Raw genomic sequence first — 12,508 nt, 5'->3', positions numbered from 1 at the left:
AAGCCTTTCCTCAATCTGCTCGCTTCTATCAATTTTCTTTTATATTAACTTTTAAGAGTTCAAATTACTCTGTCCTCTCAAAATTGCACAGTAAACTTTTTTTCTTTCGTTTTTATTTGGTCAAGCCCTCGACCTATTAGTATCAGTCAGCTTAACAAGTTGCCCTGCTTACACCTCTGACCTATCTCCTCGTGTTCTTCGAGGGGTCTTACTAGCTTACGCTATGGGAAATCTTATCTTGAGGTGGGCTTCACACTTAGATGCTTTCAGCGTTTATCCCTTCCCAACTTGGCTACCCAGCTATGCTCCTGGCGGAACAACTGGTTCACCAGCGGTCGGTCCATCCCGGTCCTCTCGTACTAAGGACAGCTCCTCTCAAATTTCCTGCGCCCGCGACGGATAGGGACCGAACTGTCTCACGACGTTCTGAACCCAGCTCGCGTGCCGCTTTAATGGGCGAACAGCCCAACCCTTGGGACCTACTTCAGCCCCAGGATGCGACGAGCCGACATCGAGGTGCCAAACCTCCCCGTCGATGTGAACTCTTGGGGGAGATCAGCCTGTTATCCCCGAGGTAGCTTTTATCCGTTGAGCGATGGCCCTCCCACGAGGTACCACCGGATCACTAAGCCCGACTTTCGTCCCTGCTCCACCTGTTTGTGTCGCAGTCAAGCTCCCTTCTGCCTTTGCACTCTTCGAAGAATTTCTAACCCTTCTGAGGGAACCTTTGTACGCCTCCGTTACTTTTTAGGAGGCGACCGCCCCAGTCAAACTGCCCGCCTAACATTGTCCCGTCTCCAGTTTCATGGAGCCCGGTTAGAATCCCAGTACTATCAGGGTGGTATCCCAACATCGACTCGGTAATGGCTGGCGCCACTACTTCCTAGTCTCCCACCTATCCTGTACAGACAATACCGAAATTCAGTGCTAAACTGCAGTAAAGCTCTACGGGGTCTTTCCGTCCAATCGCGGGTAGCAAGCATCTTCACTTGCACTTCAATTTCGCCGGATTTGTTGTCGAGACAGTGCTCAAATCATTACGCCATTCGTGCGGGTCGGAACTTACCCGACAAGGAATTTCGCTACCTTAGGACCGTTATAGTTACGGCCGCCGTTTACTGGGGCTTAAGTTCTGACCTTCGCTTGCGCTAAGTCTTCCCCTTAACCTTCCAGCACCGGGCAGGCGTCAGCTCCTATACTTCAGCTTTCGCTTTAGCAGAAACCTGTGTTTTTGATAAACAGTTGCTTGAGCCTTTTCTCTGCGGCCACTTGCGTGGCTCCCCTTCTCCCTAAGTTACGGGGTTAATTTGCCTAGTTCCTTAACAACAATTCTTCCGATGGTCTTAGGATTCTCTCCTCACCTACCTGTGTCGGTTTGCGGTACGGGCACATAAAAACTCCATAGAGACTTTTCTCGGCAGCGTGAAATCAGGTACTTCCCCTTGCGGGTTCCCCATAACACCTCATCATTGATATACCGGATTTTCCTGGTATACCTGACTCGATGCTTAGACATACATCCATTTGTATGCACACCTTATCCTCCTGCGTCATCCCTTTTGTCAAACGCTTTTATGCGGTATCGGAATTTCAACCGATTGTCCATCACCTACGCCTTTCGGCCTCGGCTTAGGTCCCGACTTACCCTGGGCGGACGAACCTTCCCCAGGAAACCTTAGGTTTTCGACCAATAAGATTCTCACTTATTTCTCGCTACTTATGCCAGCATTCTCTCTCCTGTACAATCCACCGTTCCTTCCGGTACGACTTCTACTCATACAGGATGCTCCTCTACCACTCTTTCGAGTCCACAGCTTCGGTGGTAAGTTTTAGCCCCGGACATTTTCGGCGCATGATCTCTTGACTAGTGAGCTATTACGCACTCTTTAAATGAGTGGCTGCTTCTGAGCCAACATCCTAGTTGTCTTAGAAATCACACATCCTTTCCCACTTAACTTACACTTTGGGACCTTAGCTGGTGGTCTGGGCTGTTTCCCTTTTGACCACGGATCTTATCATTCGCAGTCTGACTGCCGGAATTCAAGTATATGGCATTCGGAGTTTGATAAGGTTCAGTAACTGTTGTCAGCCCCTACCCCATTCAGTGCTCTACCTCCATTACTCATTTCCGACGCTAGCCCTAAAGCTATTTCGAGGAGAACCAGCTATCTCCGAGTTCGATTGGAATTTCTCCGCTATCCACAGCTCATCCCATGGTTTTTCAACACCAACGTGGTTCGGTCCTCCACGGAATTTTACTTCCGCTTCAACCTGGCCATGGATAGGTCACTCGGTTTCGGGTCTACAACATACAACTTTTCGCCCTTTTCAGACTCGGTTTCCCTCCGGCTCCGTACCTTAAGTACTTAACCTTGCTGCATATCATAACTCGCTGGCTCGTTCTACAAAAAGCACGCCGTCGTACTTTACGTACTTCGACTGTTTGTGGACACACGGTTTCAGGTTCTATTTCACTCCCCTCCCGGGGTTCTTTTCACCTTTCCCTCACGGTACTCCTTCTCTATCGGTCACCAGGTAGTATTTAGCCTTGGGAGGTGGTCCTCCCTGTTTCCCACAAGGTTTCTCGTGTCTCGTGGTACTCTGGATTAGATCTGACTGCTCTTTGTTTTCATTTACAGGGCTTTTACCTTCTACGGCGGAGCCTTCCAGCTCTCTTCAATTAACACTTCACAGTTTTTATGATCTATCCGCAACCCCAGGAACAAGTTCCTGGTTTGGGCTCTTTCCCTTTCGCTCGCCGCTACTTAGGAAATCGATGTTTCTTTCTCTTCCTCCGGGTACTTAGATGTTTCAGTTCCCCGGGTTTGCCTCTACAAACCTATGTATTCAGTTTGCAGTACCTAGCGTTGTCTAGGTGGGTTTCCCCATTCGGATATCTCTGGTTCTCTGGCTATTTGCGCCTACCCAGAGCTTTTCGCAGCTTATCGCGTCCTTCTTAGGCTCCTGGTGCCAAGGCATCCTCCATGCGCCCTTTGTAGCTTGACCTTTATTATTGAAAATTACTTTTAGTAATTTTCTTTGTATCATCTTAAATCTTTAAAATGATATTAAAGTTTATTCTACAAAGGTTATATTATAACCTTAGCTTTACTTTATTTCTTATTTACTGTGCAATTTTCAAAGGACAATTTTTCAATTTACATTCCTAATTGCTTGTAAACTGAAAGAAGAATCTATCTGATCCTTCAAAATTAAACAGAGTAGACTTTCTAACTTACTTAAACCATCAATTTATAAGATAGATTATACTCTATCTTTCGACTCCCTAGAAAGGAGGTGATCCAGCCGCAGGTTCTCCTACGGCTACCTTGTTACGACTTCACCCCAATTACTAACCCCACCTTCGGCCGCGTCCTCCTAAGTTAGACTACGGACTTCGGGTGTTGCCAGCTCTCATGGTGTGACGGGCGGTGTGTACAAGGCCCGGGAACGTATTCACCGCGACATTCTGATTCGCGATTACTAGCAACTCCAACTTCATGTAGGCGAGTTTCAGCCTGCAATCCGAACTGGGGGCAGTTTTTGAGGTTTGCTCCACCTTGCGGTCTTGCTTCTCTCTGTACTGCCCATTGTAGCACGTGTGTTGCCCTGGACATAAGGGGCATGATGATTTGACGTCATCCCCACCTTCCTCCGCGTTAACCGCGGCAGTCTTGCTAGAGTGCTCAACTAAATGTTAGCAACTAACAACAGGGGTTGCGCTCGTTGCAGGACTTAACCTAACATCTCACGACACGAGCTGACGACAACCATGCACCACCTGTATCCCTGCCCCGAAGGGTTTCTCTTATCTCTAAGATATTCAGGGTATGTCAAGTCCAGGTAAGGTTCTTCGCGTTGCTTCGAATTAAACCACATGCTCCGCTGCTTGTGCGGGCCCCCGTCAATTCCTTTGAGTTTTAATCTTGCGATCGTACTTCCCAGGCGGAGTACTTATTGTGTTTACTGCGGCACAGAAGGGGTCGATACCTCCTACACCTAGTACTCATCGTTTACGGCGTGGACTACCAGGGTATCTAATCCTGTTTGCTACCCACGCTTTCGTGCCTCAGCGTCAGTTACGGTCCAGAGAATCGCCTTCGCCACTGGTGTTCTTCCTAATCTCTACGCATTTCACCGCTACACTAGGAATTCCATTCTCCTCTCCCGCACTCTAGATATCCAGTTTGAAATGCAGTGCCCGGGTTAAGCCCGGGTATTTCACATCTCACTTAAATATCCGCCTACGCACTCTTTACGCCCAGTAATTCCGGACAACGCTCGCCACCTACGTATTACCGCGGCTGCTGGCACGTAGTTAGCCGTGGCTTCCTCCTTGGGTACCGTCATTATCGTCCCCAAAGACAGAGCTTTACAATCCGAAAACCTTCTTCACTCACGCGGCGTTGCTGCATCAGGCTTTCGCCCATTGTGCAATATTCCCCACTGCTGCCTCCCGTAGGAGTCTGGACCGTCTCTCAGTTCCAATGTGGCCGATCACCCTCTCAGGTCGGCTACGCATCGTCGCCTTGGTAGGCCGTTACCCTACCAACTAGCTAATGCGCCGCGGGTCCATCTCAAAGCGGATTACTCCTTTAAATCAGTCTCCATGTGAAAACTGATTATTATGCGGTATTAATCTCCCTTTCGGGAGGCTATCCCCCTCTTTGAGGTAGGTTACCCACGTGTTACTCACCCGTCCGCCGCTAATCCACTCCCGAAGGAGCTTCATCGCTCGACTTGCATGTGTTAAGCACGCCGCCAGCGTTCGTCCTGAGCCAGGATCAAACTCTTAATTTAAAAGTTTGTATTGACTCTTTTTATTACGAAATTACTTTTTTAGCTGCTTTCGCAGCTCAAAAGAATTGCTGGTTTATTCTAAATAAGTTGTACTTATATCTTCCTCTGTTTAATTTTCAAGGATCATTTTGCTGTCTCACTTCGACAGCTTTTATAGTATATCATCTATTTCTTACTTTGTCAACATCTTTTTTTCAAAACGTAATTTTGAATTGCACGAGACATTACAATTGATATTCTCAAATTAATATCTTCGCTTGATGACGACAGTTGCTATTCTAACACATTACGTATATGCATAATTCAAAAATATCACCATTATATAAAATTATCTTATAATACATACACTATAATACTTATTCCTTAAATATTCTTATACTGACACACTAGGTTATGTTGCTTTTTTAATATAACAAAATAAATACTAGTATCCTAATCAAGACACTAGTATTTATTTTATTTAAACCATTTAATACTATTTAATCTAAATGGACTTATTATTCTTCTACTTTTTTATCATCTATATCATTACTTGTATTATCACTTGTATCATCACTGCAATTTATCTTAGCAATTGCAACAACCCTTTGTTCTTCATCTGTTCTCATAAGAGTAACTCCCATAGTATTTCTATTTGTAACAGAAATCTCAGATACATTGAGCCTTATAGCTACATTACTGCTATTTATGAGCATCATTTCATCCTCATCTTTTACAACTCTAGCACCAACTATTAAGCCGGTTTTTTCTGTAACTTTGTAAGTGATAATTCCTTTTCCACCTCTTCTATGAATAGTGTATTCGGATACTGGAGTTCTTTTACCAAATCCATTCTCACTAATTACGAGAACATCTTGAGACTTATCTACGATATCCATAGCTACAGCTATATCACCAGTTCTTAAAGTTATGGCTCTTACTCCCGTTGTATTTCTTCCCGTAGGTCTTACATCATCTTCACTGAATCTTATAGCATATCCATTTTTAGTGAAAATAAGAATTTCACTCTCACCCGTAGTCATTCTAACTCCTATAAGTTCATCTTCATCTTTTAAATTTATAGCATTTAATCCATTTTTTCTTATAGAAGCATATTGACTTATCTTAGTCTTCTTTATCAATCCACATCTAGTAGCCATGATAAAATAATTGTCCTTATCAACTTCCTTAAAGGATATAACTGCTTGAATTTGTTCGTCTCCTTGTAGAGGTATTAAATTAACTAAATTTGTTCCTTTAGCCGTTCTACCCGCATCAGGAATTTCATAACCCTTTAATTTATATACTTTACCTTTGTTAGTGAAAAATAAAATATTATTATGGGTTGATGTAATAAATATGTGCTCTACAAAGTCATCCTCTTTTGTAGACATTGCTTGTATTCCCTTTCCCCCTCTTCTTTGGGAAGAATAGGTATCAGCAGAAATTCTTTTTATATATCCTGAATGAGTTAGCGTTATTACTACTTCCTGCTCTTCAATAAGATCTTCAATATTTATATCATCATTGCTTATCTGTATTTCAGTTTTTCTTTCATCACCATATTTATCTCTTATCTCAATTAATTCATCTTTAATTATCTTCAGCAGCAATTCTTTATTTTCTAGTATTTCCTTGAGATGTTTTATTGTTTCCATCAATTCATTATATTCATTTTCAATTTTTTCTCTTTCAAGACCTGTAAGTCTTTGAAGTCTCATATCCAAGATAGCTTGAGCCTGTTTTTCTGAAAGACTAAATTCAGACATTAACCCATTCCTTGCATTCTCTGCAGTTTTAGATGATCTTATTAGATGTATTACCTCATCTATATGATCTAATGCTATTTTTAATCCTTCTAGAATATGAGCTCTAGCTTGAGCTTTGTCTAAATCGAATTTAGTTCTTCTAGTTACAATTTCTTCTTGAAATTGTAAATAATATACAAGCATCTGCTTTAAATTCAGTACTTTGGGTTCATTATTTACAAGAGAAATCATTATAATTCCAAAAGTATCCTGCATCCTTGTATGTTTGTACAGCTGATTAAGAGTTACATTAGGATTTGCATCTCTTTTTAATTCTATAACTATTCTCATTCCATCTCTATCTGATTCATCTCTAATATCAGATATTCCATCTATCTTTTTATTCTTAACAAGGTCAGCCATATTTTCTATAAGCTTTGATTTATTAACTTGATATGGAATTTCAGTTATTATTATTCTGTTTCTACCTTTAACTTCTTCAATTTCAGCTTTAGCCCTTACTAATATTTTTCCTCTTCCAGTTTCATAGGCACTTCTTATACCTGATGTGCCAATTATTATTCCTGCAGTTGGGAAATCAGGACCTTTTATAGATGTCATAAGCTCACTAATTGTTATATCTGGATTGTCTATTATCATTATGACACCATTTATAACTTCAGTAAGATTATGAGGTGGTATATTTGTAGCCATACCTACTGCTATTCCAGCAGAACCATTTACAAGCAAATTAGGAAATCTTGAAGGTAAAACTGAAGGTTCTTTTTCTTCACCATCAAAGTTTGGAACGAAATCTACTGTATTTTTATTTATTCCCCTTAGCATTTCAAGTGTTATCTTATTCATTTTAGCTTCAGTATACCTCATTGCTGCCGCACTATCTCCATCTACTGAACCAAAATTTCCATGACCATCAACTAGAGTATACCTAATAGAGAAGTCTTGTGCCAATCTAACTAGAGCATCATAAACTGCTGTATCTCCATGTGGATGATATTTACCTAAAACATCTCCTACAATTCTTGCACACTTCCTATATCCCTTTTCAGGAGTAAGTCCTAACTCATACATAGAGTACAGTATTCTTCTGTGAACTGGCTTTAATCCATCACGTACATCTGGAAGTGCACGGCTTACAATAACACTCATGGCATAGTCTATATAACTTTTTTTCATTTCACGGCTTATGTCTACTGGTAAAATTTTTCCTTCATCAAACATCTATTACACCTCTCTACTTATATATCTAAGTTTACAACTTTTTTAGCATTTTCTTGTATAAAATTTCTACGAGGTTCTACCTTGTCACCCATAAGTATAGTAAAGATTTCATCAGCAGCCATAGTGTCCTCTACATTTACTTGAATAAGAGTCCTTGTTTCAGGATTCATTGTAGTATCCCAAAGTTGCTCTGAATCCATTTCTCCAAGTCCTTTATATCTTTGTATATCTACATTACTGTCTTTCCCACCTATTTCAGTAAGCAATACATCTAATTCATCATCTGAATATGCGTAGTATTCCTTCTTCCCTTTAGCTACTCTATATAAAGGTGGTTGAGCTATATAAACGTGACATTTTTCAACAAGTTCCTTCATATATCTGAAGAAAAAAGTAAGTAATAATGTTCTTATGTGCGCACCATCTACATCTGCATCTGTCATTATTATTATTTTATTGTATCTTATTTTATTTACATCAAAGTCTTTTCCTATACCTGCTCCAAATGCCGTTATCATAGCTCTTATTTCTTCATAGCCAAGTATTTTGTCAAGCCTTTGTTTCTCAACATTCATTATTTTACCACGTAGCGGAAGTATAGCTTGAAATTTTCTATTTCTACCTTGTTTTGCAGATCCACCTGCAGAATCACCCTCGACTAAATATATTTCACATTCAGAAGGATCTTTAGATGAACAATCTGCTAATTTTCCTGGAAGAGAAGTATTTTCAAGTATAGATTTACGTCTTGTAAGCTCTCTTGCTTTTCTTGCCGCTTCTCTAGCACGTGATGCCATAAGTGATTTATCAAGTATCATCTTTGCTACTTGAGGATTTTCCTGTAAAAAATTATTTAAGGACTCTCCCATTATGCTGTCAACTATACCACGCACTTCACTATTTCCTAGTTTTGTTTTCGTCTGGCCTTCAAATTGAGGGTCTACAAGTTTTACAGATATAACTGCAGTAAGGCCTTCCCTTATATCTTCTCCTGATAGGTTCTTATCATTTTCTTTTAATATACCAAATTTTTTTGCATAATCATTAAATACTCTAGTAAGTGCTGACTTAAATCCAGCTAAATGAGTTCCACCTTCTACTGTATCTATGTTATTAGCAAAAGCAAAAATATTTTCAGTATACCCATCATTGTATTGAATAGCAATTTCTACAGAGTAGTCATCTTTTTTGCCTTCTACGTATATAGGCTCTTTATGAATTGGTTGTTTATTTCTATTAAGATAAGTTACAAAGGACTTTATTCCACCTTCATAGTGAAATATTTCTTCTTTATCATCTCTCTCATCTTCTAACCTTATTTTTATACCCTTGTTTAAAAATGCCAATTCTCTAAGCCTTTGAGCCAATGTATCATAATCATATTCTATTTCATCAAATATTTCTGCATCTGGTTTAAAGTGAATTTTTGTTCCGTGCTCCTCACTATCACCTATTATGTCAAGTCCGCTTGCTACTTTTCCTCTTTTAAATACCTGTCTCCATATATGGCTTTCTCTTTTTACTTCAACTTCACAGATTTCAGATAAAGCATTTACAACTGATGCTCCAACTCCATGAAGTCCGCCGGAAACTTTGTATCCTCCACCACCAAATTTCCCTCCTGCATGTAGTATAGTCATTATAACTTCTACAGTTGGTTTCTTCATTTTATGGTGCATTCCAACAGGCATTCCTCTACCATTATCCGTAACTGTTATAGAATTATCTTTATGTATAATTACATTTATTTTATCGCAATATCCTGCCAATGCCTCATCTATGCTATTATCAACTATCTCATACACTAAATGATGAAGCCCCCTAGAACTAGTACTTCCAATATACATTCCAGGTCTTTTTCTAACAGCTTCAAGACCTTCTAATACTTGTATTTGATTTTCATCATAAGTTTGCTTTTTTTCTTGCATCATACCTATATCCTCCTATTTTAGAGTTCGTAACATAAAATTTCTGACCTTTTAGCTAGTGTGGATGAAGATATAGGTGATAAATAAATTCTACTTTTTTTATTTACTTCCGCAATAATGAATGATTTAGGTTTATCTTTTGTAATTTTTTGAACAAATCCATCTTCTTCAGCCATTCTTAAAAATTGGGTTGTATCAGAATTATATGTTGAAGTTTCAATATCAAATATTCCAATTATATCTTTTATCGGAACAACTATATTTTCACCTAAATGTAAAAACATAACAATCTCCTTTCAAAATTAAATTCTATTCATCTTTCCACTCTTTACAATAAATATTTGATTTTCTTTTTTTACATTTTTTTTAATGTCGCCAATTCCTGTACCCGTTATAAATGTTTGTATTTCATCTATAGAATTTAATATATACTTTTGTCTATTTGCATCTAGTTCAGATAAAACATCATCCAGTAATAAAACGGGATATTCTCCTGTAATTTCTTTTATTATTTCAAGAGACGCAAATTTCATAGTTAGAACTGATGTCCTTTGTTGTCCTTGGGAACCGAAGTTTCTTACGTTTATACCATTTATGCTCGTAACAAAATCATCCCTATGTGGACCATAGAGGGTAATACCTTTTTCTATATCCCTTTGCCTATTAGTTTCCAAAACTTTAAACAAGCTGTTTTCTATATTATCTAAGTCTGTTATAGATGTTACATATTTAAATTCTATTTTTTCAGTTTGTGAAGTTATATCTTCATGAATAATTTTACCCATTTTGCTAAGTTTGTTTATGTATTTATTTCTGAGATCTATTATAACTGCACCATATTTAGACAACTGGATATCATATATATCAAGAATATCACTATTACTGTTATTCCGTTTTCTAAGTAATAAATTTCTTTCACTTAGAACCTTGTTATATTGAACTAAGTTATAATAATATCTTTTACTGAATTTACACAGCTCTATATCTAAAAATTTTCTTCTGAAAGAAGGAGATTCTTTTATTATTTTTAAATCTTCTGGAGAAAACATTACTACATTAAAAATTCCCATAAGTTCAGACAGTTTATTTACCCTTATAGAATTTATGTTTATTCCCTTTTTGCCTTCTTTGAATATCTTTATCTCTATTTTTTTATCATTTAAGTTGTGTGATGAACTATATACCCCAGCTTTTATATAAGCATATTTGCCATTCCAATTTATTAATTCCTTATCCTTATTTGTTCTTGGTGACTTGCCTATACTGCAATAGTATATACTCTCTAATATATTTGTTTTTCCTTGTGCATTATCTCCTATAAATACATTTAAATTTTTATCAAATTCCATTTCTAGTTCTTTATAGTTTCTAAAATTAATAAGTTTTAAATACTTGATATACATATAAAAACACCTATTTATAATTATATCACAATATATAATGCACATTTAATACTAAATTTTTAATTGCACCTATATAATTTTATAAGTTTTTTCTTGAAATTCAACTGTAAATCCTTGCGAAAGTTTTCTTCCTCTTCTCGTTTCTACTTCTCCATTTACCTTTACCATTCCATCTTTTATGAACATTTTAGCTTCAGATCCTTGTGAAACAGCCCCACACCATTTTAGAAAAGAATCTAGTTTTATTACATCTGTATTAATTTTAATTTCATTCATTTTCTATTATCTCCAATTTTTTTATTTTTAATTGTTTAAGAGCCTTACAGGAAGTACTAAATAAGTACAATTATCTTTATCCTTATTTTTAATTACGCATGGACTTACGCTGCTAGAGAATTTCATTATGATTTCTTCTTCGTCCATTATTTTTAAGACATCTATTAAGTATTTTGAATTAAATGCAATTTTTAGTGTGTCTCCTTGCAATAATATGTTTAGTTCTTCTCTGACCATTCCTAATTGAGAATTTGAAGTTATTATCATGTTGTTTTCTTCTATTTCTAATTTTATTAAATTGGTATTACTGTCTTTAGCCATTAGTGAAGCTCTTTCAATACAACTTAAAAGTTCTTCTCTTTTAGCTGTTACTTGTAAATTAAATTCATCTGGAATTATAGAATTATATTTTATAAATTCACCTTCCAGTAATCTAGATATAATTTTAGTATTATCTAAATTAAAAAGTATGTGATTAGGTGTAAAAGTTATATTTACATTTTTATCATTATCTTCTAAGATTTTAGAAACTTCACTTAAAGTTTTTTCTGGAATTACAGCATTTATTATGTTTTCTGTATTAAGATATTCTGATTTTAAAGCTAATCTATATCCGTCTAATGCTACTAAATTTAATTTTTTGTCCTTGATTTCAAATAAAATTCCTGTAAGTATAGGTCTAGTTTCATCTTGAGCTGCAGCAAAAATAGTACTTTTTATCATATCTTTTAATATTTTTTGAGGTATTAAGAAAATAATATTTTCATTTATATTAGGTATTTCAGGAAAATCTTCTGCATTCATATGAATTAGATTAAATTTAGATTTTTGACATATTATTTCTATTGAATTATTTTCTGTAGTAGAAATATTTATATTGTCATTAGGTAATTTTCTTATAATTTCTCCAAATAGTCTAGAATCAACTACTACGGATCCCTCTTCTTTTATTTCTGCATTTATTTTTGTTTCTATACTGAGGTCTATATCTGATCCAGTTAATTTAATTTGGTTTTTACAGGTTGTAATAAGTAGACCATTTAATATTGGCATGCTGGATTTCCCTGTGATAGCTTTTTGTGCTATTGAAATAGCTTCTTGTAATTCTGTTTTTGTACATATAAAGTTCATT

At 37.0% G+C, this 12,508-nt stretch carries 6 protein-coding genes and 2 rRNA genes; all 8 read right to left on the bottom strand.

Going from position 1 to position 12,508, the window contains the following annotated elements:
• Positions 1-116 precede the first annotated feature (116 nt).
• Positions 117-3,006: ribosomal RNA gene (locus CLAU_RS10380) — 23S ribosomal RNA — on the bottom strand.
• A gap of 284 nt (positions 3,007-3,290) precedes the next feature.
• Positions 3,291-4,800: ribosomal RNA gene (locus CLAU_RS10375) — 16S ribosomal RNA — on the bottom strand.
• Together the 16S and 23S rRNA genes form the textbook arrangement of a ribosomal RNA operon.
• A 497-nt stretch (positions 4,801-5,297) precedes the next feature.
• Positions 5,298-7,769: a DNA gyrase subunit A gene (gyrA, locus tag CLAU_RS10370; RefSeq protein WP_013236721.1), complete on the bottom strand. Its 2,472-nt coding sequence runs from the start codon at positions 7,767-7,769 to the stop codon at positions 5,298-5,300.
• 17 nt (positions 7,770-7,786) lie between these two features.
• Positions 7,787-9,697 (bottom strand): DNA topoisomerase (ATP-hydrolyzing) subunit B, encoded by a 1,911-nt coding sequence (gene gyrB, locus CLAU_RS10365; RefSeq protein ID WP_174377515.1) that lies wholly within the window; start codon positions 9,695-9,697, stop codon positions 7,787-7,789.
• Between the two features lie 20 nt (positions 9,698-9,717).
• A complete protein-coding gene (remB, locus tag CLAU_RS10360) occupies positions 9,718-9,981 on the bottom strand; it encodes an extracellular matrix regulator RemB (protein ID WP_013236719.1) in 264 nt (87 codons plus the stop codon).
• An 18-nt stretch (positions 9,982-9,999) separates the two neighbouring features.
• Positions 10,000-11,100 (bottom strand): DNA replication/repair protein RecF, encoded by a 1,101-nt coding sequence (recF, locus tag CLAU_RS10355; RefSeq protein WP_013236718.1) that lies wholly within the window; start codon positions 11,098-11,100, stop codon positions 10,000-10,002.
• Positions 11,101-11,169: 69 nt separating this feature from the next.
• Positions 11,170-11,376, bottom strand: coding sequence for a S4 domain-containing protein YaaA (gene yaaA, locus CLAU_RS10350; protein ID WP_013236717.1), 207 nt, complete (start codon positions 11,374-11,376; stop codon positions 11,170-11,172).
• A gap of 27 nt (positions 11,377-11,403) precedes the next feature.
• A complete protein-coding gene (gene dnaN / locus CLAU_RS10345; RefSeq protein ID WP_013236716.1) occupies positions 11,404-12,507 on the bottom strand; it encodes a DNA polymerase III subunit beta in 1,104 nt (367 codons plus the stop codon).
• Position 12,508 lies beyond the last annotated feature (1 nt).

Source organism: Clostridium autoethanogenum DSM 10061 (assembly GCF_001484725.1).
GTDB lineage: Bacteria > Bacillota > Clostridia > Clostridiales > Clostridiaceae > Clostridium_B > Clostridium_B ljungdahlii.
This window is presented reverse-complemented; position numbering and strand designations above follow the sequence as displayed.